Annotated in this window: 19 protein-coding genes; 18 read left to right on the top strand and 1 reads right to left on the bottom strand. The window is 66.5% G+C overall.

The window, feature by feature from the left end:
- The first annotated feature begins 131 nt into the window (after nt 1-131).
- On the top strand, nt 132-1,805 hold the full coding sequence (locus tag HWX76_RS05615) for a long-chain fatty acid--CoA ligase (protein WP_050013913.1): 1,674 nt from the start codon (nt 132-134) through the stop codon (nt 1,803-1,805).
- Nucleotides 1,806-2,085: 280 nt separating this feature from the next.
- Here HWX76_RS05615 and HWX76_RS05610 read toward each other — a convergent pair whose 3' ends face one another.
- Nucleotides 2,086-3,237, bottom strand: coding sequence for a porin (locus HWX76_RS05610; protein WP_124630563.1), 1,152 nt, complete (start codon nt 3,235-3,237; stop codon nt 2,086-2,088).
- Nucleotides 3,238-3,513: 276 nt separating this feature from the next.
- Between HWX76_RS05610 and coq7 the strand changes: the two genes are divergently transcribed.
- From coq7 to HWX76_RS05525, 17 genes are all read left to right on the top strand, one after another.
- The gene (coq7, locus tag HWX76_RS05605; protein WP_050013911.1) at nt 3,514-4,140 is read left to right on the top strand and encodes a 2-polyprenyl-3-methyl-6-methoxy-1,4-benzoquinone monooxygenase; all 627 of its coding nucleotides are present in this window, start codon (nt 3,514-3,516) and stop codon (nt 4,138-4,140) included.
- A 385-nt stretch (nt 4,141-4,525) separates the two neighbouring features.
- Nucleotides 4,526-4,954: a division/cell wall cluster transcriptional repressor MraZ gene (mraZ, locus tag HWX76_RS05600; RefSeq protein WP_006487094.1), complete on the top strand. Its 429-nt coding sequence runs from the start codon at nt 4,526-4,528 to the stop codon at nt 4,952-4,954.
- 23 nt (nt 4,955-4,977) lie between these two features.
- A complete protein-coding gene (gene rsmH, locus HWX76_RS05595) occupies nt 4,978-5,919 on the top strand; it encodes a 16S rRNA (cytosine(1402)-N(4))-methyltransferase RsmH (protein WP_050013910.1) in 942 nt (313 codons plus the stop codon).
- A complete protein-coding gene (gene ftsL / locus HWX76_RS05590) occupies nt 5,916-6,257 on the top strand; it encodes a cell division protein FtsL (protein ID WP_089488145.1) in 342 nt (113 codons plus the stop codon). The genes rsmH and ftsL overlap by 4 nt, the downstream gene beginning before the upstream one ends.
- The gene (locus tag HWX76_RS05585; protein ID WP_124637943.1) at nt 6,254-8,101 is read left to right on the top strand and encodes a penicillin-binding protein 2; all 1,848 of its coding nucleotides are present in this window, start codon (nt 6,254-6,256) and stop codon (nt 8,099-8,101) included. Before ftsL ends, HWX76_RS05585 begins: the two co-directional genes overlap by 4 nt.
- Nucleotides 8,098-9,645 (top strand): UDP-N-acetylmuramoyl-L-alanyl-D-glutamate--2,6-diaminopimelate ligase, encoded by a 1,548-nt coding sequence (locus HWX76_RS05580; protein ID WP_050013907.1) that lies wholly within the window; start codon nt 8,098-8,100, stop codon nt 9,643-9,645. Before HWX76_RS05585 ends, HWX76_RS05580 begins: the two co-directional genes overlap by 4 nt.
- A complete protein-coding gene (gene murF, locus HWX76_RS05575) occupies nt 9,642-11,048 on the top strand; it encodes a UDP-N-acetylmuramoyl-tripeptide--D-alanyl-D-alanine ligase (RefSeq protein ID WP_050013906.1) in 1,407 nt (468 codons plus the stop codon). Before HWX76_RS05580 ends, murF begins: the two co-directional genes overlap by 4 nt.
- A 16-nt stretch (nt 11,049-11,064) precedes the next feature.
- Nucleotides 11,065-12,234 (top strand): phospho-N-acetylmuramoyl-pentapeptide-transferase, encoded by a 1,170-nt coding sequence (gene mraY, locus HWX76_RS05570; RefSeq protein WP_006477019.1) that lies wholly within the window; start codon nt 11,065-11,067, stop codon nt 12,232-12,234.
- Between the two features lie 28 nt (nt 12,235-12,262).
- Entirely contained in the window at nt 12,263-13,771 is a 1,509-nt protein-coding gene (gene murD / locus HWX76_RS05565; RefSeq protein WP_050013905.1) for a UDP-N-acetylmuramoyl-L-alanine--D-glutamate ligase, read from the top strand.
- Nucleotides 13,768-15,051 (top strand): putative lipid II flippase FtsW, encoded by a 1,284-nt coding sequence (ftsW, locus tag HWX76_RS05560; protein ID WP_050013904.1) that lies wholly within the window; start codon nt 13,768-13,770, stop codon nt 15,049-15,051. The genes murD and ftsW overlap by 4 nt, the downstream gene beginning before the upstream one ends.
- Nucleotides 15,048-16,151, top strand: coding sequence for an undecaprenyldiphospho-muramoylpentapeptide beta-N-acetylglucosaminyltransferase (murG, locus tag HWX76_RS05555; protein ID WP_050013903.1), 1,104 nt, complete (start codon nt 15,048-15,050; stop codon nt 16,149-16,151). Before ftsW ends, murG begins: the two co-directional genes overlap by 4 nt.
- The gene (gene murC, locus HWX76_RS05550) at nt 16,148-17,545 is read left to right on the top strand and encodes a UDP-N-acetylmuramate--L-alanine ligase (RefSeq protein WP_050013902.1); all 1,398 of its coding nucleotides are present in this window, start codon (nt 16,148-16,150) and stop codon (nt 17,543-17,545) included. Before murG ends, murC begins: the two co-directional genes overlap by 4 nt.
- Nucleotide 17,546: 1 nt before the next feature.
- A complete protein-coding gene (locus tag HWX76_RS05545; protein WP_050013901.1) occupies nt 17,547-18,488 on the top strand; it encodes a D-alanine--D-alanine ligase in 942 nt (313 codons plus the stop codon).
- 19 nt (nt 18,489-18,507) lie between these two features.
- Nucleotides 18,508-19,260, top strand: coding sequence for a cell division protein FtsQ/DivIB (locus HWX76_RS05540; RefSeq protein WP_006477014.1), 753 nt, complete (start codon nt 18,508-18,510; stop codon nt 19,258-19,260).
- Between the two features lie 26 nt (nt 19,261-19,286).
- Nucleotides 19,287-20,519, top strand: coding sequence for a cell division protein FtsA (gene ftsA, locus HWX76_RS05535; protein WP_006487138.1), 1,233 nt, complete (start codon nt 19,287-19,289; stop codon nt 20,517-20,519).
- A 112-nt stretch (nt 20,520-20,631) separates the two neighbouring features.
- On the top strand, nt 20,632-21,828 hold the full coding sequence (gene ftsZ, locus HWX76_RS05530) for a cell division protein FtsZ (protein WP_006487140.1): 1,197 nt from the start codon (nt 20,632-20,634) through the stop codon (nt 21,826-21,828).
- Nucleotides 21,829-22,017: 189 nt separating this feature from the next.
- On the top strand, nt 22,018-22,524 hold the full coding sequence (locus tag HWX76_RS05525) for a peroxiredoxin (protein WP_050013900.1): 507 nt from the start codon (nt 22,018-22,020) through the stop codon (nt 22,522-22,524).
- The last annotated feature ends 69 nt before the right edge of the window (nt 22,525-22,593 follow it).

Genomic DNA, 22,593 nt, shown 5'->3' with positions numbered 1-22,593 from the left:
ATCGCCGTATGATCAGACGAAATTGATATGCAAGTTCGAAGTGGACATCTAACCCTGTTGTCTCGGGGCGGGGGAGCCGTTACGATGCGTTTTAGCACGACCATTCGAAAATCTGTGAGGAGACGCGCGGTATGGATCAAATTTGGCTGAAATCGTACCCACCCGGCGTTCCAGCCGAAATTGACGCCTCTCCTTATCCGTCCGTTCCAGACCTGCTCGACGAGAGCTTCCGGCAGTACCGAGACCGTACCGCGTTCGTCTGCATGGGCAAGGGCATCACGTACGGCGAACTCGACAAGCTGTCGCGCGAGTTCGGCGCGTGGCTGCAATCCCGCGGCCTGGCTCGCGGGGCGCGCGTCGCGATCATGATGCCGAACGTGCTGCAATACCCGGTCACGATTGCCGCGGTCCTGCGTGCCGGCTACACGGTCGTCAACGTCAACCCGCTCTATACGCCGCGTGAGCTCGAGCATCAGCTGAAGGACAGCGGTGCGGAGGCGATCGTCATCCTGGAGAATTTCGCGTCGACGCTGCAGGCCGTCATCGCCAATACGGCCGTCAAGCACGTGGTCGTCGCGTCGATGGGCGACCTGCTGGGCATCAAGGGCTGGCTCGTCAATTACGTCGTGCGCAACGTGAAGAAGATGGTGCCTGCGTGGCAACTGCCGTCGTTCACGCGCTTCAAGGCCGCGCTGTCGGAGGGCGGGCGACAGGGCTTCAAATCGCAGAAAATCGGCCCCGACGACGTCGCGTTCCTGCAGTACACGGGCGGGACGACCGGCGTGGCGAAGGGCGCGACGCTGCTGCACCGGAACATCGTGTCGAACGTGCTGCAGGCCGGCGCGTGGCATCAGCCGGCTCACGACAAGTACCCGGACGTGAAACAGTTCGTGACGGTTGTCGCGCTGCCGCTGTATCACGTGTTCGCGCTGACCGTGTGCGGTTTCCTGACGATGCGCACGGGCGGGATGGGTATCCTGATCCCGAACCCGCGCGATATCGGCGGCATGATCAAGGAGTTGAAGGGCTACCAGATCTCGACGATTCCGGCCGTCAACACGCTGTACAACGCGCTGCTGAACCATCCGGAATTCGGTCAGCTCGACCTGTCGAAGCTCGTGATCGCCAACGGCGGCGGCATGGCGATCCAGGAAGGCGTCGCGAAGCGCTGGTATGAAAAGACCGGTACGGCGATCATCGAAGGATACGGGCTGTCCGAAACGTCGCCGGTGGCGACCTGCAACCCTGTGACGGCGACCGAATACAGCGGCACGATCGGCTTGCCGCTGCCGTCGACCGAAGTCGCGATCCGAGACGATGCCGGCAACGACGTCGCGCTCGGCGAGCCGGGCGAGATCTGCATCCGTGGCCCGCAGGTGATGGCCGGCTACTGGAACCGGCCCGACGAGACCGCGAAGGTCATGTTCGCGGACGGCTTCTTCAAGACGGGCGACGTCGGCGTGATGGATGCGCGCGGCTACGTGAAGATCGTCGATCGCAAGAAGGACATGATTCTCGTGTCCGGCTTCAACGTCTATCCGAACGAAGTCGAGGACGTGGTGGCGTCGCATCCGGGCGTGTTCGAGGTGGCGGCAGTTGGCGTGCCGGACGAGCATTCCGGCGAAGCCGTGAAGCTGTTCGTCGTCAAAAAGGATCCGGCGCTGACCGACAAGGACATCCTTGCCTACTGCAAGGAGCGGCTCACCGGGTACAAGCGGCCGAAGCTGGTCGAGTTCCGCACGGAGCTGCCGAAGACGAACGTCGGCAAGATCCTGCGGCGCGAACTGCGCGACGGACGTGCGTAACGCACGCAACGATGCGGTTGAACGAAACGCCCGGCCTGTGCCGGGCTTTTTGTTTGCGGCTGCGGGTGATTGACCAGGAGGCGCCTGTTTCGTGCGAGCGGCGGCGCAAGCCTCGCGTTTCGACCTGACGGCCGGGACGGCGTACCGCGACGCGCGTCTACCGCCACCCGCGGACCGATCGATTCACCGCCCGGCCACCAATCGGCATCCCCGCCGCGCCAGCAAAGAAAAAGGCGCCCGAAGGCGCCTTCAATATGCTGCGGCTTGTCAGACAAGCTGATTAGAACTTGTGACGGATACCGACGCGTGCTGCGACCTGGTTGCTGGTGCTCGAACCTGCGAGACCGTTGATCGCCGCCGTTGCCTTCAGGACGTTGCCGTTCGAATCGAGCACGTTGCCCGATGCGTGCTGGTACACGCCGATCGCGTACACGTCCGTGCGCTTCGACAGGAAATAGTCGACGCCCAGCGAGCCCTGGTGGTACTTGGCTGCCGAGTTGCCGTCGATCTTGCTGCCTTGCGTGTAGTCGTACGCGGCGCCGAGAATCAACGCCGGGGTCAACTGGTACTTGAAGTTGATTTCGCCGTTGTTGAACGTCGCGGTCTGGTTCACGAACGGGCCTGCCGAGAAGCCCTTGAACTTCGTGTTCGAGTACGTCGCGCCGATCGTCGCTGCGCCGAACGTGTACGCGCCGCCTGCACCGATGACCTGGTACGTGTTCGCGTTGTTCGCGTACGCGCCGTAGACCGGCGACGAGATCGACGACGATGCCGAGCCGTTGTTGAACATGCCGCCGAACTGGTTCGGCGTACGTGCGTTCAAGTAACCGACGCCGAGGACCAGCGGGCCGTTGTTGTAGCCTGCGCCGAGCGACCAGACCTGGTTCTTCGAGAACTGGCCTGCCTGACCGCCGAAGCTGTACAAGCCGCCGAACGTGAGGCCGCCGTAGTTCTGGCTCGTGAACTTGACCGCGTTGTTCACGCGATATGCGTTGTTGAAGTTGTCGAGGTCGCCCGGGTGAGCGGCGATGTAGCCGCCCCACTGGTCGCCTGCCTCGAGCGGGCCGACGAAGTCGACGACGGAGTCGTACTGACGACCCAGCGTGACCGTACCGTACGGGCTCGACAGGCCGACGTAAGCCTGACGACCGAACATCAGGCCGCCCTGACCGAGCCGGCCGCTGTTCACGTCGAAACCGTTTTCGAGGGTGAAGATCGCCTTCAGGCCGCCACCGAGGTCCTCGGTGCCGCGCAGGCCGAAGCGGCTGCCTTGCATCACGCCGCTCGCCAGGCCGTACAGGTGCTTGCCGCCTGCGTTGTTGTTGAAGAGGAAGCCTTCATCGATGATGCCGTAAAGCGTCACGCTGCTTTGCGCATGAGCAGCGCCAGCGAACGCGCCCAGCGCGACGAGCGCGAGAAGCGACTTTTTCATTAGCGGATCTCCAAGAATCACTGAATTTTTTTGGCGGGGCGGATAGTTATGTTCTGTCGACGGGCCCCATCAACTTCGCAAGAAGTCGCACGTAATGTAGCAAAGCCGGTTTTTGCCACAAAGCGAAATGCTGCAGCTCAACGCCGCCATGTTTCCTTTATGCAACAATGGTTAAAATCACGGGTTAACCGCAATTTCCGCTGAATAATCAAGTCGGTTACGCAGCGGACTCGTGCCCTTGCCGCGCGCAGCGGCATCTGCAGCCAGGAGAACAGGATGGTGTTGGATGAACTGATCAGCGAATTCGATCGCGGCCTGCGATCGCTGACCGGCATTAGCCGGATGAGCCGGCCGGTGCCCGTGCCGGTCGATACGACGGACGTCGAGCTGACGCCCGCCGAGCGCACGCACGCGGCCGGCCTGATGCGCGTGAATCACGTCGGCGAGGTCTGCGCGCAGGCGCTCTACCAGGCGCAGAAGCTCACCGCGCGTACCGCGTCGGCGAAGGCGATGTTCGAGGAGGCCGCGCGCGAGGAGGAGGATCACCTCGCGTGGACCGCGCACCGCCTGAAGGAACTCGATTCGCGCCCGAGCCTGCTGAACCCGCTGTGGTATGCCGGCGCGCTCGCGATCGGTGTGGCGGCCGGCACGCTCGGCGACAAGGTCAGCCTCGGCTTCATGGCGGAGACGGAGCGGCAGGTCGAGAGCCATCTCGAAGGTCACATGTCCGAGCTGCCGGCGACCGACACCGCATCGCGCGCGATCGTCGACCAGATGCGGATCGACGAGGTGAAGCACGGCAAGGCCGCGACCGACGCCGGCGGGATCGAGCTGCCGCTACCCGCGCGGATGCTGATGCGCGCCGCGTCGAAAGTCATGACGCGCACTGCTTACTATCTCTGAGATTTGGCCGGGGTGGTGCAGGACGCCGCCCCGGTTCACCGCCCCCGATACCGTCCGCTCACTCCTCGTTTTCCCGCCCCCGAAAGCCCCGTCCGCACGCCAGTCTGGCCCGTCTTTCTCACGTATCACCTTCACAAGTTGCACTAGCTCATTCATTTATAACGGTTTTTGGAATGAGGGGTCGCATGAGCATGTGCGCGTAAGTCCTTGTTCTAACTAACAAAATTCGTCAAAAAAGCGGGCCGCTCCCTTGACCGTGCCACACCCTTCCTCTAAAGTGGGAGACAGTGTGAGAAAGTGTATTTTTGTGTGATTTAGCCGGCTGTTCCGGCTAAATTCTCAGCATTGAGCGGGTGCTTCGGTGCCCTGAACGGGAGAGCGGAAAGTGTTCCAAGGGGCGTCGGCGCTGACGCTCGATGCGAAAGGGCGGATGTCGGTGCCGGCTCGCTATCGCGAAGCGCTGCAAGGACAGGCAGAAGGACGGGTGACTGTGACCAAGCACCCGGACGGCTGCCTGTTGCTGTTTCCGCGCCCCGAATGGGAAGTGTTCCGCGCCAAGATCGCCGCGCTGCCGATGGACGCGCACTGGTGGCGGCGAATTTTTCTCGGCAATGCGATGGATGTCGATCTCGACAGCGCGGGCCGGATTCTCGTATCGCCCGAGCTGCGCATGGCAGCCGGACTGGAAAAGGAAGTCATGTTGTTGGGAATGGGTAGTCACTTCGAGCTGTGGGATTCGCAGACCTACAACGCGAAGGAGCAGGCGGCGATGGCGCAGGGCATGCCCGACGCGCTGAAGAATTTCACGTTCTGATTGCGGTGACGGAGACGCCCGCGATGGGAAATGAATTGCGGCATCGGACGGTGCTGTTGGATGAGGCGGTCGAGTCGCTCGTGACGCGGCCGGACGGCGTGTATGTCGACGGCACGTTCGGGCGCGGCGGCCATAGCCGCGCGGTGCTCGCGCGGCTGGCGTCGGGCGGGCGGCTGATCGCGTTCGACAAGGATCCGAGGGCGATCGAGACGGCACAGGGCATCGAGGATGCGCGCTTCTCGATCGTGCATGACAGCTTTGCATCGATGCGCGACGCGCTTGCGGCGCGCGGCGTCGAGAAGGTGTCGGGGGTGTTGCTGGACCTGGGCGTGTCCTCGCCGCAGGTGGACGATCCGGCGCGCGGCTTCAGTTTCCGCGCGGATGGTCCGCTGGACATGCGAATGGATCCGACGCGCGGCGAGTCGGCGGCCGAATGGCTCGCGCGGGCATCGGTGCAGGAATTGACGGAGGTGATACGGGATTATGGGGAAGAACGGTTTGCTTTTCAGATTGCAAAGGCGCTTGTTGCTCGCCGGGCAGAGTCCGACCGTCTTGGGCCTCTCGACACCACGGGCGAGCTTGCCCAAATCGTGGGTCACGTCGTCAAAACCCGTGAGAAGGGCAAGGATCCGGCAACCCGCACCTTTCAGGCTATACGGATTCACGTCAATCAAGAGCTTGCGGACCTGCAAGTCGTACTAGACGCGGCACTGTCGTTGCTGGAGCAAGGGGGGCGGCTGGTGGTCATCAGCTTTCATTCACTCGAGGACCGGATCGTCAAGCGATTCATGCAGGCGCACGCGAGTGCGCCTGCGGTCGATCGTCGCCTGCCGATCCGCGCCGTCGACCTGCCGAGCCCGCCGCTCAAGATCATCAGCCGCCAGTTCCCGAGCGAAGCGGAAGTCGCCGCGAATCCGCGCGCCCGCTCGGCCGTGATGCGCATTGCGGAGCGCGTCACGCCATGAGCCGTCTCAATATCTTCCTGCTGATCATCGTGATGGGTTGCGCGCTGTCGGTCGTCAACTCGACGAACCAGCAACGCCAGATCTTCATCCAGCTGCAGCGCGCGCAGTCGCAGGAGCGTCAGCTCCAGCAGGACTACGCGCAGCTTCAATATCAGCAGAGCGCGCTGTCGAAGACGTCGCGCATCGAGCAGCTCGCGAACGATTCGCTGAAAATGCAGCCGATTTCGACCGGTCGCACGCAATACCTGACGCTGCCGGCGGGTGCGGCGAAGGCGATCGACGCGCCGATGGCGGCATCGGCCGACACGGCCGGCAAGGGCAACGGGGGCGCGCGATGAAGCCGTCCCCGAAGCGCCAGAACGTGAAGTTCTCGTCGAGCCCCGTGCTGGGCGTGCATTTGCCGATGTGGCGCTCGAAGCTCGTCGTGTTCCTGCTGTTCATGGCGTTCGTCGCGCTGACCGCCCGGGCGTTCTGGATCCAGGGGCCCGGCAACGCGTTCTATCAGAAGCAGGGCGAAAGCCGCTACCAGCGCACGCTCGAGCTGCCGGCCACGCGCGGCAAGATTCTCGACCGTAACGGGCTCGTGCTCGCGACGAGCTTGCCGGTGCGCGCGATCTGGGCGATTCCGGACGCGGTGCCCGACGATCTCGATACCGACAAGGTCAACCAGCTCGGCAAGCTCCTCGGCATGACGTCGAAGGAACTGCGCGTGAAGCTGTCGCAAGACAAGGGCTTCGTCTACGTGAAGCGCCAGGTGCCGATCGACGTCGCGGACAAGGTCGCCGCGCTCGACATTCCCGGCATCTATCAGCGCAACGAATACAAGCGCTTCTATCCGGAAGGCGAGATCACCGCTCACCTGATCGGTTTCACGAACGTCGAGGACGAAGGGCAGGAAGGCGTCGAACTGGGCGACCAGAAGATGTTGTCCGGCACGTCCGGCATGCGTCGCGTGATCAAGGACCGGATGGGGCACATCATCGAGGATGTCGCCGAGCAGATCCCGCCGCACAACGGCACCGACGTCGACCTGTCGATCGACAGCAAGATCCAGTACATCGCGTACGCGAACCTGAAGGCCGCCGTCGAGAAGTTCAAGGCGAAGGCCGGCGCGGCGATGGTCGTCGACGTGCGGACCGGCGAAGTGCTCGCGCTCGTCAACTACCCGACGTACAACCCGAACGACCGTTCGCGCATGACGGGCGAGCAGTTGCGCAACCGGATCATGACCGACGTGTTCGAGCCGGGCTCGATCATGAAGCCGTTCACCGTGTCGCTCGCGCTCGATCTGCATCGCGTGACGCCGAACACGCTCGTCGAGACGGGCAACGGGCACTTCGTGCTCGACGGCGCGCCGATCACCGACGACGCGGGTTTCGGCACGCTGACGGTCGGCGGCGTGATCCAGAAGTCGAGCAACATCGGCGCGACGAAGATCGCGATGACGATGCGGCCCGAGGAAATGTGGAATATGTATACGAGCATCGGCCTCGGCCAGGCGCCGAAGGTCGGGTTCCCGGGCGCGGTGGCCGGCCGACTGCGTCCGTGGAAGAGCTGGCGCCGCATCGAGCAGGCGACGATGTCGTACGGCTATGGCCTGTCGGTGTCGCTGTTCCAGCTCGCCCGCGCGTACACGGCGATCGCGCACGACGGCGAGCTGATGCCCGTGACCATTTTCAAGACCGACCCCAATCAGCCGATCGCGGGCACGCAGGTGTTCAATCCGACCACCGCGCGCGAAGTGCGCGCGATGCTCGAGACGGTGGTCGCGCCGGGCGGCACGTCGCCGGATGCGGCCGTGCCGGGCTACCGCGTCGGCGGCAAGAGCGGTACCGCATACAAACATGAAGGTCACGGCTACACGCGCAAATACCGCGCGTCGTTCGTCGGGATGGCGCCGATGCCGAATCCGCGCGTCGTGATCGCGGTGTCGGTCGACGAGCCGACTGCCGGCAGCCACTTCGGCGGCCAGGTGTCGGGCCCCGTATTCTCGGCGATCGCCGGCGACACGATGCGTGCGCTGAACGTCCCGCCGAACATGCCGATCAAGCAGCTCGTCGTGTCCGACGATTCGCCGGAATCTGCTACCGCAAAGGGCCCGCAAAAGCTGGCCGCGGGCAGCGGTGCGAAGCATATGATCGTATCCAGCACGACACGTAATTCACCAGGAGTGGTTCGATGAGCGCCGCCCGCAGTTCCCATCCGGCGCATCAGCAGATCGCAGCCGCGCTCGCGTGGTTGCGTCAGCATGTGACCCCCGCGGCGCAACTGCATGCGGACACGCGCAGCCTGAAGGCTGGCGACGTGTTCGTCGCGTATGCGGTCGACGGGGCAGATAACCGCGCGTTCATGGCCGACGCCGTCGCACGCGGTGCGGCCGCCGTGCTGTATCAGCCGGAAGGGCTGAGCGCGGCACCGGCCGCGCCGGCCGTACCCGTCGCGCTCGCGGTGCCGGCGCTCGACCAGCTCGCCGGCGAGATCGCCAGCGGCTGGTACGGCGATCCGAGCGACAGCCTGTTCGCGATCGGCGTCACCGGCACGAACGGCAAGACGTCGTGCACGCAATGGATCGCCACCGCGCTGACGGCGTTGCACCAGCCGTGCGCGGTGATCGGCACCCTCGGCAGCGGGATGCCCGGCCAGCTCGTGCCGACCGGCTTCACGACGCCCGACGCGCCGCAACTTCAGCGCAGCCTTGCGCAGTTGCGCGGCGCGGGCGCGCAGGCCGTCGCGATGGAGGTGTCGTCGCACGCGCTGCACCAGGGGCGCGTGAACGGGACGGCGTTCGACATCGCGGTGTTGACGAACCTCACGCAGGATCACCTCGACTATCACGGCACGTTGGATGCGTACGAGGCGGCGAAGGCGAAGCTGTTCGCGTGGCGCGGTTTGCGCGCGGCGGTGATCAACCGCGACGACGCAGCGGGCCGTCGCCTGCTCGAGAAGCTGGCCGGCCGTGTGCGCACGATCGCGTATGGGATCGGCGACGTGCCGGCGCCCGACGCCGATCGCGAGCTGATCGCGCTCGACGTGCGCGCGACCGCGACCGGCACCGCTTTCCGCTTGCGTTCGTCGTGGGGCGACGCGGACGTCGAGGTCGGCACGCTCGGCACGTTCAACGTCAGCAACCTGCTCGCGGTACTCGGCTCGCTGCTCGCGGCCGACGTGCCGTTCGACGCGGCCCTCGGCGAAATCGAGCGGCTCGAGTCGGTCAACGGCCGGATGCAGCGGCTCGGCGGCCGGCTGCAGAACGACGAGCCGCTCGTCGTGATCGACTACGCGCATACGCCGGACGCGCTCGAAAAGACGCTCGACGCGCTGCGCCCGATCGCCGCGGCGCGCGGCGGCCGGCTCGTCTGCATGTTCGGCTGCGGCGGCGATCGCGATGCGACGAAGCGTCCGCTGATGGGCGCGATCGCGGAGCGGCTCGCCGATGAAACCGTCGTCACGAGCGACAACCCGCGCAGCGAGGATCCGCAGCGCATCATCGACCAGGTCGTCGCGGGCATGACCGCGCCCGATCGCGCACGCCGGATCGAGGATCGCGCGAGCGCGATCCTGCAGGCCGTGCGCGGCGCCGCTCGCGAGGACGTCGTCGTGCTGGCCGGCAAGGGCCACGAGGCCACGCAGGAAATCATGGGCAAGAAGCGCACGTTCTCCGATCAGGATCATGCAAGGCTCGCGCTCGCCGCGCGCGCGACGCACGGCAAGGGAGGCGCCGAATGACGATGCTCAGTCTCGGCGAAGCCGGCCGCCTGATTCCCGGCGCCACCGTCCACGGCGACGCGGGCGTCACGTTCGACCGCGTGTCGACCGATAGCCGTACGGTCGGCCCGGGCGACCTGTTCGTCGCGCTGAAAGGCGAGCGCTTCGACGCGCACGATTTCCTCGGCGACGTCGCCGCGCGCGGGGCGACCGCCGCGCTCGTCGCGCACGCGCCCGCAGGCGTCGCGATGCCGATGATCGAAGGCGGCGAAACGCGTGCCGCGCTCGGTGCGCTCGCGCACGGCTGGCGAATGCGATTCCCGCTGCCGCTGGTCGCGGTGACGGGCAGCAACGGCAAGACGACCGTCAAGGAAATGATCGCGTCGATCTTCGCGGCGGCGGTCGGCGCCGACGCGCGGCTCGCGACGGCCGGCAACCTGAACAACGACGTCGGCCTGCCGCTGACGCTGCTGCGCTTGTCGGCCGTGCATCGTCTCGCGGTGATCGAGATCGGCATGAACCACCCGGGTGAAACCGACGTCCTCGCGCGTCTGACCGCGCCGACGGTCGCGCTCGTCAACAACGCGCAGCGCGAGCACCAGGAATTCATGGCGACGGTCGAAGCCGTCGCGCTCGAACACGCGGCCGTGATCCACGCGCTGCCGCCGGACGGCGTCGCGGTGTTCCCCGCCGACGACGCGTACGCGGGCATCTGGCGCGTTGCGGCGACCGGCAACCGGATCCTCGATTTCGCGCTGCACGACGTCGAACGGCAGAACGACGCGCAGGTGGTCGGCCGCGTGCACGGCGGCGAGCTCGCGATCGACACGCCGGCGGGCGCCGTCACGGTCCGGCTGCGTGCGCTCGGCGAGCACAACGCGCGCAACGCGCTGGCAGCGACGGCCGCGGCGCTCGGCGCCGGCGTCGCGCTGTCGGCGATCCGGCAGGGGCTCGAAGCGTTCGAACCGGTCAAGGGCCGGCTGCAGGTGAAGCAGGCGAGCGTCGGCAGCCTCGCGGGCGCGACGGTCGTCGACGATACGTACAACGCGAACCCCGATTCGATGCGTGCCGCGATCGACGTACTCGCCGCGCATCCGGCGCCGCGCGTGCTGGTGATCGGCGACATGGGCGAAGTCGGCGACGAAGGGCCGGCATTCCACCGCGAGGTCGGCGCGTACGCGCGCGAACGCGGGATCGACGCGCTGTTCGCGCTCGGCGACGCATCGCGCGACGCGTGCACCGCCTACGGCGACACGGCACGCCATTTCGGCGACGTCGACGCGCTCGTGTCGGCGCTGCTCGCGGCCGGTTACGGCGCGCAGGCGACGGTGCTCGTGAAGGGCTCGCGGTACATGAAGATGGAGCGCGTGGTCGACGCGCTGACGAACCAACCCGCGACGGGCACCGTGCCCGCCGCACACTGAGTAGAAGGAAGGAAGCATGCTGCTGGCGCTGGCGCAATGGCTGCAAGGAGACGCAAGCTTTTTGCGCTTGTTCACGTACCTCACGTTCCGGGCGGTGATGGCCACCATCACCGCGCTGGGGATCGGGCTCGTGTGCGGACCGTGGGTGATTCGCAAGCTGACGCAAATGAAGGTCGGGCAGGCCGTGCGCAAGGACGGCCCGCAGACCCACCTCGTCAAGTCCGGCACGCCGACGATGGGCGGCGTGCTGATCCTGATCGGCATCGCGGTCGCGACGCTGCTGTGGGGTGACCTGACGAACCGGTTCATCTGGATCGTGATGCTCGTCACGTTCGGCTTCGGCGTAATTGGCTGGGTCGACGATTACCGCAAGGTCGTCCACAAGGATCCGCGCGGGATGTCGTCGCGCGAGAAGTATTTCTGGCAGTCGGTGATCGGGCTGTTCGCGGCCGTCTATCTCGCGTTCAGCGTGTCCGAGGCGAACAACGTACGCGTGTTCGACCTGTTCATGGCATGGGTGAGGAGCGGCCTGTCGATGGGGCTGCCGGCGCGTGCCGACCTGATGCTGCCGTTCCTGAAGTCGATCAGCTACCCGCTCGGCGTATGGGGCTTCATCGTGCTGACCTACTTCGTGATCGTCGGCGCGAGCAACGCGGTGAACCTGACCGACGGCCTCGACGGCCTCGTGATCATGCCGGTCGTGCTGGTCGGCGCGTCGCTCGGCGTGTTCGCGTACGTGATGGGTAGCGCGGTCTATTCAAAATATTTGCTGTTCCCGCACATCCCGGGCGCGGGCGAACTGCTGATCTTCTGTTCCGCGATGGGCGGGGCCGGGCTCGCGTTCCTCTGGTACAACACGCACCCCGCGCAGGTGTTCATGGGCGACGTCGGCGCGCTGGCGCTGGGCGGCGCGCTCGGCACGGTCGCGGTGATCGTGCGCCAGGAAATCGTGCTGTTCATCATGGGCGGCATCTTCGTCGCGGAAACGCTGTCGGTGATGCTGCAGGTGTCGTGGTTCAAGTACACGAAGAAGCGTTACGGCGAAGGGCGGCGCCTGCTGAAGATGGCGCCGCTGCATCACCATTTCGAATTGTCCGGCTGGAAGGAAACGCAGGTGGTCGTGCGTTTCTGGATCATCACCCTGATGTTGTGCCTGTTCGGTCTGACCACCCTCAAGCTGCGGTAAAGGAAAGGTAACAAGGATGTCTGGCGAGATGTTTGGAGATCGGCAACGGCCGATGGTGCTCGTACTGGGGCTCGGGGAATCGGGTCTCGCGATCGCGCGATGGTGCGCGAGGCACGGGTGCCGGCTGCGCATTGCCGATACCCGCGAGGCGCCGCCGAACCTTGCCGCGCTGCAGGCCGAAGGCATCGATGCGGAGTTCGTTGGCGGGGCGTTCACGCCCGCGCTGCTCGACGGCGGCGTCGAGATCGTCGGGCTGAGCCCCGGGCTGTCGCCGCTCGAACCCGCACTCGCGGCGCTGGTCGCGGCCGCGAACGAGCGCGGTGTCGCGGTCTGGGGCGAGCTGGAATTCTTCGCGCAGGCGCTGCGCGCGCTCGGCACGAGCGGCTACCAGCCGAAGGTGCTCGCGATCACCGGCACCAACGGCAAGACCACGACCACGAGCCTCACGGGCTTGCTGTGCCACCGCTCGGGCAAGCAGGTCGCGGTCGCGGGCAACATCAGCCCGGCGATGCTCGATCGGCTCGCGAGCGCGATCGACGAAACCGCGCTGCCCGACGTCTGGGTGCTCGAACTGTCGAGCTTCCAGCTCGAGACCGCGCGCACGTTCGCGCCCGATGCGGCCGCGATCCTCAACATCACGCAGGACCACCTCGACTGGCACGGCAGCCTCGACGCGTACGCGCAGGCAAAGGGCCGGATCTTCGGCGCGACGACGACGCGCGTACTGAACCGCGACGACGCGGCCGTGATGAAGTTCGCGCCGGCAGCCGGCGCGGCCGACGCACCGCGCACGGTCACGTTCGGCCTGAACGAACCGACGCAGGACGGCGACTACGGGCTGTCGCGCGACAACGGCATCGCGTGGCTCGTGGAAGCCGTCGATCGCGACGCGCCGGATGAAGCGACGACGACCCGCCGGCGCAAGCGCGACGCGCATACGCCCGACATCGCACAGAAGCGCCTGATGCCGGCCGACGCGCTGCGCATCCGCGGGCTGCACAACGCGGCGAACGCGCTGGCCGCGTTCGCGCTCGCGCGGGCGATCGACCTGCCCGCCGCGCCGCTGCTGCACGCACTGCGCGAATACCGCGGCGAAGCGCATCGCGTCGAGGTGATCGCGACGATCGACGACGTCGACTACGTCGACGACAGCAAGGGCACGAACGTCGGCGCGACGGTGGCCGCGCTCGACGGACTCGCGCAGAAGATCGTGCTGATCGCGGGCGGCGACGGCAAGGGGCAGGATTTCGCGCCGCTGGTCGCGCCGGTCGCGCGCTGGTGTCGCGCGGTGATGCTGATCGGCCGCGACGCGCCGGCGATCCGCGACACGCTCGCCGAAACGGGCGTGCCGCTTTCCGACCATGCGACGCTCGAAGGCGCGGTGCACGCGGCGGCCGAGCTGGCCGAGCCGGGCGATGCGGTGCTGCTGTCGCCCGCGTGCGCGAGCCTCGACATGTTCAGGAACTACGCCCATCGCGCGGAAGTGTTCCGCGCGGCGGTGGATGAAGTCGCCATCGACAAAGGAGCGACGTCATGAGCTGGTCCGATCGCCTCGTCTCCCGTTTCAACGACCGGCGCGACACCGGCGGCAATGCCGCGGGCGGCCGCGTCGCATCGGCCACGCGCGCCGCGACGGGCGGCCTCGCGAGCGTCGTCAACGGCGTGCGTCCGAGCCGTTCGCGGATGCTCGATTTCGACTATTCGCTGCTGTGGGTCGCGATCGCGCTGCTCGGGCTCGGCGTCGTGATGGTGTATTCGGCGTCGATCGCGATGCCCGATTCGCCGAAATACGCGTCGTATCACGATTACGCGTTCCTGATGCGCCACTGCGTGTCGCTTACCGTCGCGTTCATCGCGGCGGTGGTTGCGTTCCGCGTGCCGGTGTCGACCTGGGATAAATACGCGCCGCATCTGTTCCTGATCGCGCTGGTCGGCCTCGTGATCGTGCTGATCCCGCACGTCGGCAAGGGCGTGAACGGTGCGCGCCGCTGGATTCCGCTCGGCATCACGAACATGCAGCCGTCGGAAATCATGAAGCTCGCGGTGACGATCTACGCGGCGAACTACACGGTGCGCAAGCAGGAATACATGCAGAGCTTCGCGAAGGGCTTCCTGCCGATGGCGTTCGCGGTCGGCCTCGTCGGCGCGCTGCTGCTGCTCGAGCCGGACATGGGCGCGTTCATGGTGGTCGCCGCGATCGCGATGGGCGTGCTGTTTCTCGGCGGCGTGAACGGCAAGCTGTTCGGCGGCCTCGTCGCGACGGCGGTCGGCACGTTCACGATGCTTGTGTGGCTGTCGCCGTGGCGTCGCGAGCGGATCTTCGCGTATCTCGATCCGTGGGACGAGCGCTACGCGCAAGGCAAGGCCTATCAGCTCACGCACTCGCTGATCGCGTTCGGCCGCGGCGAGTGGTTCGGCGTCGGCCTCGGCGGCAGCGTCGAGAAGCTGAATTACCTGCCGGAAGCGCATACCGACTTCATCCTCGCGGTGATCGGCGAGGAACTCGGCTTCGTCGGCGTGCTGGTCGTGATCCTGCTGTTCTACTGGATCGTGCGCCGTGCGTTCGAAATCGGCCGCCAGGCGCTCGCGCTCGATCGCACGTTCGCGGGCCTGATGGCGAAGGGCATCGGCATCTGGTTCGGCGCGCAGACGTTCATCAACATGGGCGTGAACCTCGGGCTGCTGCCGACCAAGGGGCTGACGCTGCCGCTCGTGAGCTACGGCGGTTCGGGCATTTTGCTGAACTGCGTCGCGCTCGCGGTGCTGCTGCGCGTGGATTACGAGAACCGGGTGCTGATGCGCGGAGGGAAGGTATGACCGCGTCGCAACGCACGCTGATGGTGATGGCAGGCGGCACCGGGGGCCACGTGTTCCCGGGGCTCGCGGTCGCGCACCGGATGGAGGCGGCGGGCTGGCGCGTCGTATGGCTCGGCAATCCGGCCGGGATGGAAGCGACGCTCGTGCCGAAGCACGGCATTCCGATGGAGTACGTGCGGTTCGGCGGGCTGCGCGGCAAGGGCCTGAAGACCAAGCTGACGCTGCCGGTCAACCTGCTGCGCGCATGCTGGCAGAGCCTCGGCGCGCTGCGCCGCGTGCGGCCGGACGTCGTGCTCGGGATGGGCGGCTACATCACGTTCCCGGCGGGCGTGATGACCGCGCTGTCGGGGCGTCCGCTCGTGCTGCACGAACAGAACTCGATCGCCGGCCTGACGAACAAGGTGCTCGCGAAACTCGCGAAGCGCGTGCTCGTCGCGTTCCCCGGCGCGCTGCCGCACGCGGAATGGACGGGTAACCCGATTCGCGCGGAACTTGCGCACACGGAACCGCCCCAAGCACGCTATGCGTCGCGCAGCGGCCCGTTGAACGTGCTGGTCGTCGGCGGCAGCCTTGGGGCCGCCGCGCTGAACGAAGTCGTGCCGCGCGCGCTGGCGCTGCTGGCGCCGGGCGAGCGCCCGCGCGTCGTGCACCAGGCGGGCGTGAAGCACATCGAAGCATTGAAGGCGAATTACGAAGCGGCCGGTTTCGCGGCCGGCGAAGACGTGCGGCTCGTGCCGTTCATCGACGACATGGCGGCCGCGTATGCGGCGGCGGATCTGGTGATCTGCCGGTCGGGCGCGATGACGGTGTCGGAGATCGCGGCGGTGGGCGTGGCGGCGCTGTTCGTGCCGTTCCCGTACGCGGTCGACGATCACCAGACGACCAACGCCGCGTTCCTCGCCGATGCGGGCGCGGCCGTGCTGGTGCAACAACGCGACCTGTCGGCGGAACTGCTCGCCGACTGGCTGCGCAGCCAGTCGCGTGCATCGCTCGCGGAGATGGCGGAACGTTCGCGCTCGCTCGCGAAGCCCGAGGCCACCGACGAAGTCGCGCGCGTGTGCGCGAAGGCGGCCGGCGCGAACCTGGAACAACTGCAATGAAACACATCGTCAAACACATTCATTTCGTCGGGATCGGCGGCGCGGGCATGAGCGGCATCGCCGAAGTGCTCGTCAACCTCGGCTACGAGGTCAGCGGCTCCGACCTGTCGCGCAATGCGGTGACCGATCGCCTCGAGGCGCTGGGCGCGCGGGTCGCGATCGGCCACGACGCGGCGAACATCGAGGGCGCGAACGCGGTCGTCGTGTCGACGGCCGTGCGCTCGGACAACCCGGAAGTGCTGGCCGCGCGCCACCAGGGCGTGCCGATCGTGCAGCGCGCGGTGATGCTGGCCGAGCTGATGCGCCTGAAGCAGGGCATCGCGATCGCCGGCACGCATGGCAAGACCACGACGACGAGCCTCGTCGCGAGCGTGCTCGCGGCGGGCGGGCTGGACCCGACCTTCGTGATCGGCGGCCGGCTGATCAGCGCCGGCGCGAACGCACGGCTCGGCACGGGCGACTTCATCGTCGCCGAGGCCGACGAGTCGGATGCGTCGTTCCTGAACCTGTATCCGGTGATCGAAGTCATCACGAACATCGATGCCGACCACATGGACACCTACGGCCACGATTTCGCGCGGCTGAAGCAGGCGTTCATCGAATTCACGCAGCGCCTGCCGTTCTACGGCAGCGCGGTCGTGTGCGTCGACGATCCGAACGTGCGGCAGATCATCCCGTTCATCTCGAAGCCGGTCGTGCGCTACGGCCTGTCGCCGGACGCGCAGGTGCGCGCGGAAGACATCGACGCGCGCGACGGCCGGATGCACTTCACGGTGATCCGCGAAGGGCGTGCGCCGCTCGCGGTCGTGCTGAACATGCCGGGTCTGCACAACGTGCAGAACGCGCTCGCGGCGATCGCGATCGCGACCGATCTCGGCGTGTCGGACGACGCGATCCAGCTGGCGCTGGCGGAATTCAACGGCGTCGGCCGGCGCTTCCAGCGTTACGGCGACGTGCCGAGCGCGGACGGCGGCCAGTACACGCTGATCGACGATTACGGTCATCACCCGGTCGAGATGGCAGCGACGATCGCGGCCGCGCGCGGCGCGTTCCCGGGCCGCCGCCTCGTGCTGGCGTTCCAGCCGCACCGCTACACGCGCACGCGCGACTGCTTCGACGATTTCGTCAACGTGCTGTCGACGGTCGATGCGCTGGTGCTGACGGAAGTCTACGCGGCCGGCGAGGCCGCGATCCCGACGGCCAGCGGCGACGCGCTGTCGCGTGCGCTGCGCACGGCGGGGAAGGTCGACCCGGTGTTCGTCGCGACGGTCGACGACGTGCCGGACGCATTGGCGAAGGTCGCGCAGAACGGCGACGTGGTGATCACGATGGGCGCGGGTTCGATCGGCGGCGTGCCGGCGAAGGTCGTGCAGAACACGCAACAGAAGGGATGACATGAGCGGGATCGATCCGAAACGTTTCGGCAAGGTGGCGGTGTTGTTCGGCGGCGAATCCGCCGAGCGCGAGGTGTCGCTCACCTCGGGCCGCCTCGTGCTGCAGGGCCTGCGCGACGCAGGCGTCGACGCGCATCCGTTCGACCCGGCCGAGCGGCCGCTGTCGGCGCTGAAGGACGAAGGCTTCGTGCGCGCGTTCAACGCGCTGCACGGCGGCTACGGCGAGAACGGCCAGATCCAGGGCGCGCTCGATTTCTACGGGATCCGCTACACGGGCAGCGGCGTACTCGGGTCGGCGCTCGGCCTCGACAAGTTCCGCACGAAGCTCGTGTGGCAGCAGACGGGCGTGCCGACACCGCCGTTCGAGACGGTGATGCGCGGTGACGACTACGCGGCGCGCGCGACGGAGATCGTCGCGAAGCTCGGCCTGCCGCTGTTCGTGAAGCCGGCGAGTGAAGGTTCGAGCGTTGCGGTGTTGAAGGTGAAGACGGCCGACGCGTTGCCCGCCGCACTGTCGGAAGCCGCGACGCACGACAAGATCGTGATCGTCGAGAAGAGCATCGAAGGCGGCGGCGAATACACCGCGTGCATCGCCGGCGATCTCGACCTGCCGCTGATCAAGATCGTGCCGGCCGGCGAGTTCTACGACTATCACGCGAAGTACGTCGCCGACGATACGCAGTACCTGATCCCGTGCGGCCTGCCGGCGGAACAGGAAGCGGAACTGAAGCGCATCGCGCGCCGCGCGTTCGACGTGCTCGGCTGCACCGACTGGGGGCGCGCGGATTTCATGGTCGACGCGGCCGGCAATGCGTATTTCCTGGAAGTGAACACGGCCCCCGGGATGACCGACCACTCGCTGCCGCCGAAGGCCGCGCGCGCGGTCGGCATCGGCTATTCGGAGCTGGTCGTGAAGGTGCTGTCGCTCACGCTCAACGACTGACGCAGGAACGGAACGACGTATGTGGAACAACGTTCGCCAACTCAACCTTGCCGCCAGCGCGCTGTACGCGCTGCTGCTGCTCGTGTTGGCGGCGGCCGGCTGCTACTGGCTGATCCAGCGCCCGACGTTCGCGCTGCGGGAGATCCGGATCGACGGCGACACCGAGCACATCAATTCGCCCACGGTGCGCGCGGGCGTGGTCGGCCGGCTGAAGGGCAATTTCTTCACGGTCGATCTCGATACGGCGCGCGCGGCGTTCGAGCAGATGCCGTGGGTGCGTCACGCGAGCGTGCGCCGGGTGTGGCCGAATGCGCTGGCTGTCACGCTCGAGGAGTACAAACCGCTCGGGACCTGGGGCAGCGATCAGCTGGTGAGCGTCGACGGCGAGCTGTTCACCGCGAACCAGGGCGAGCTGGAGCAGGAACTGCCGGCGTTCGACGGCCCGGAAGGCAGTGCGAAGGAAGTCGTCACGCGGTATCGCGACTTCGGGAAATGGTTCGCGCCGCTGAAGGCGGCGCCGGAAGAAGTGACGCTGTCGGCGCGGTACGCGTGGACGGTGAAGCTGTCGAACGGCATGCAGGTCGAGCTGGGCAAGGAACGCAACAGCGACACGCTGCATGACCGGAGCCAGCGTCTGGTCGCCGCGTGGCCGGCCGTCACGGAGCGTTGGGGCAACGACATCGAGTACGCGGACCTGCGCTATCCGAACGGATTCGCGATTCGCGCGGCAGGCATGCGGTTCCTGACCGATACCGACAAGCGCAAGAAGTAACGAGAGATCACACGCAAGAGCACTTTATGAGCAAAGACTACAAGGATCTGCTGGTTTCCCTCGACATCGGCACGTCGAAGGTGGTGGCCATCGTCGCCGAGCTGAAGGGCGAGGGTCACTACGAGGTGATCGGTCTCGGCCAGAGCGAGTCGAAGGGTCTGAAGAAAGGTGTGGTGGTCAACATCGAGGCCACCGTGCAGTCGATCCAGCGCGCGCTCGAGGAAGCCGAGCTGATGGCCGACTGCAAGATCACCAACGTGTTCACCGGGATCGCGGGCAGTCACATCCGCAGCTTCAACTCGAGCGGGATGGTCGCGATCAAGGACAAGGAAGTCACGCAGACGGACGTCGCGCGCGTGATCGAGACCGCGAAGGCGATCAACATCCCGACCGACCAGCAGGTGCTGCACATCCTCACGCAGGAATTCATCATCGACGGCCAGGAGGACGTGCGCGAGCCGATCGGGATGAGCGGCATCCGGCTGGAAGTGAAGGTGCACATCGTGACGGGCGCGGTGAGCGCCGCGCAGAACATCGTCAAGTGCGTGCGCCGCTGCGGGCTGGAAGTGAACGACCTGATCCTGCAGCCGCTCGCGTCGTCGCTGGCGGTGCTGACCGAAGACGAGAAGGATCTCGGCGTGGTGCTGGTCGACATCGGCGGCGGCACGACCGACATCGCGATCTTCGCCGAAGGCGCGATCCGCCACACGGCGGTGATTCCGATCGCTGGCGACCAGATCACGAGCGACATCGCGATGGCGCTGCGCACGCCGACGCCGGATGCGGAAGACATCAAGGTCGGCTACGGGATCGCGAAGCAGGCGCTTGCCGATCCGGACGAAATGGTGGAAGTGCCGGGCCTCGGCGAACGCGGCCCGCGCACGCTGTCGCGCCAGGCGCTCGCGGCCGTGATCGAGCCGCGCGTCGAGGAACTGTTCTCGCTCGTGCAGCAGGTCGTGCGCGAATCGGGTTATGAAGAACTCCTGAGCTCCGGCGTGGTCATTACCGGCGGCGCGTCGATGATGCCGGGCATGGTCGAGCTCGGCGAAGACATTTTCCTGAAGCCGGTGCGCATCGGTGCGCCGGAATATGCAGGCGGCCTGTCCGACGTCGTGCGCAATCCGCGCTACTCGACGGCGATGGGGCTGCTCGTCGAAGGCAGTGCGCAGCGCATGCGCGGCCGCAAGGTCGCCGTGCAGTCCGGCAACGCGGGGCAGGTGTTCTCGCGGATGAAGGAATGGTTCCTGAGCAACTTCTGAAATACCGAATCGAAATTCGCGCTGGTGCCGGCGGCTGGCGCGCGACAGGGGGTTGCCCGATCTCCTGCCGAATAACGGCCGAGTAGCAGTCATTCTCTTGACGGAGGCAACAATGGAATTCGAAATGCTGGAAACCGAGACCAACGGCACCATCATCAAGGTGGTCGGCGTTGGCGGCGCTGGCGGCAATGCCGTCCAGCACATGATCAACCGCGGCGTGCAGGGCGTCGACTTCATCGTGATGAACACGGACGCGCAGGCGCTGTCGCGTTCGCGCGCATCGTCGGTGATCCAGCTCGGCAACACGGGTCTGGGCGCCGGTGCGAAGCCGGAAATGGGTCGTGCGGCAGCGGAAGAAGCGCGCGAGCGCATCGCCGACGCACTGCGCGGCGCGCACATGGTGTTCATCACGGCCGGCATGGGTGGTGGCACGGGCACGGGCGCGGCACCGGTGGTCGCGCAGATCGCGAAGGAGATGGGCATTCTGACGGTCGGTGTCGTCAGCAAGCCGTTCGAGTTCGAGGGCGGCAAGCGCATGCGCGTCGCCGAAGCAGGCTCGCAGCAACTGGAGGATCACGTCGACTCGCTGATCGTCGTCCTGAACGACAAGCTGTTCGACGTGATGGGCGATGACGCCGAGATGGACAAGTGCTTCCAGTGCGCGGACGACGTGTTGAACAACGCGGTGGCGGGTATCGCGGAAATCATCAACGTCGACGGCCTCGTGAACGTCGACTTCGAAGACGTGAAGACGGTGATGGGCGAGCAGGGCAAGGCGATGATGGGCACGGCGACGGTTGCCGGCGTCGATCGCGCACGCCTCGCGGCGGAACAGGCCGTGGCGAGCCCGCTGCTCGAAGGCGTCGATCTGTCGGGCGCGCGCGGCGTGCTGGTCAACATCACGTCGAGCCGTTCGCTGCGCCTGTCGGAAACGCGCGAAGTGATGAACACGATCAAGAGCTACGCGGCGGAAGATGCGACGGTGATCTTCGGTGCGGTGTACGACGACGCGATGGGCGATGCACTGCGCGTGACGGTCGTGGCGACGGGGCTGGGCCGTGCGGCGAAGAAGCAGCAGTCGGCACCGATGACGCTGCTGCGCACGGGTACGGACAACCAGCCGGTCAGCGCGGTGTCGCACGGCTATGCGCCGGCGCAACACGTCAGCACGGCCGACTACGGCGCGCTCGATACGCCGGCGGTGTGGCGCAACTCGCGCGAAACCGCGGCATCGCACGTGCAGGCGCTGCAGGAGAAGGGGGTGGACACGTACGACATCCCGGCTTTCCTGCGCAAGCAGGCTGACTGACGACGCACACAGGCGAAGCCGCGGCGAAGTTGCCGCGGTAACGCCGGCGTGACGGATGCCACGGATCACGACAGGCCGCGTCGGATGCGACGCCGGGCCGGGAAACGTGCCCTCTTCGCGTGAGCGGAGCGGGATGGGCCGTGCTGTCCGCGACACGCTGAAAAACCGTATCGCTATGAGGGACCAGCCATGATTCAAGTGGGCGACGCGCTGCCCGACGCGCAATTGTTCGAGTTCATCGACGATGCGCGCGAAGGGTGCACGCTGGGGCCGAACGCCTACAGCGTGCGCGACCAGGTTGTGGGAAAGCGGGTGGTGATCTTCGGATTGCCGGGCGCGTTCACGCCGACCTGCTCGGCGCAGCATGTGCCGGGCTACGTCGAACACGCCGAGCAACTGCGCGCGGCGGGGATCGACGAGATCTGGTGCGTGTCCGTCAACGACGCATTCGTGATGGGCGCATGGGGACGTGATCTGCACACCGCGGGCAAGGTGCGCATGATGGCGGACGGCAGCGCGGCTTTCACTCATGCGCTGGGGCTGACGCAGGATTTGTCCGCGCGTGGCATGGGAATTCGTTCCCTGCGCTACGCGATGGTGATTGACGGCGGTGTGGTCAAGACGCTGGCCGTCGAGGCGCCGGGCAAGTTCGAAGTGAGCGATGCGGCGAGTGTTCTCGCGACGTTGACGTCCTGATCGTGCGGTGCGCCGTTGCCTTCCGGCAACGCTGCTCACCGGCCGCAGGGCAGTTGTAACACGGGCCGA

The sequence above is a fragment of the Burkholderia sp. BCC0398 genome, assembly GCF_902833245.1.
Lineage (GTDB): Bacteria > Pseudomonadota > Gammaproteobacteria > Burkholderiales > Burkholderiaceae > Burkholderia > Burkholderia sola.
Note: the sequence above shows the minus strand (reverse complement) of the source record. Positions and strands in the feature narration are given on the sequence as shown.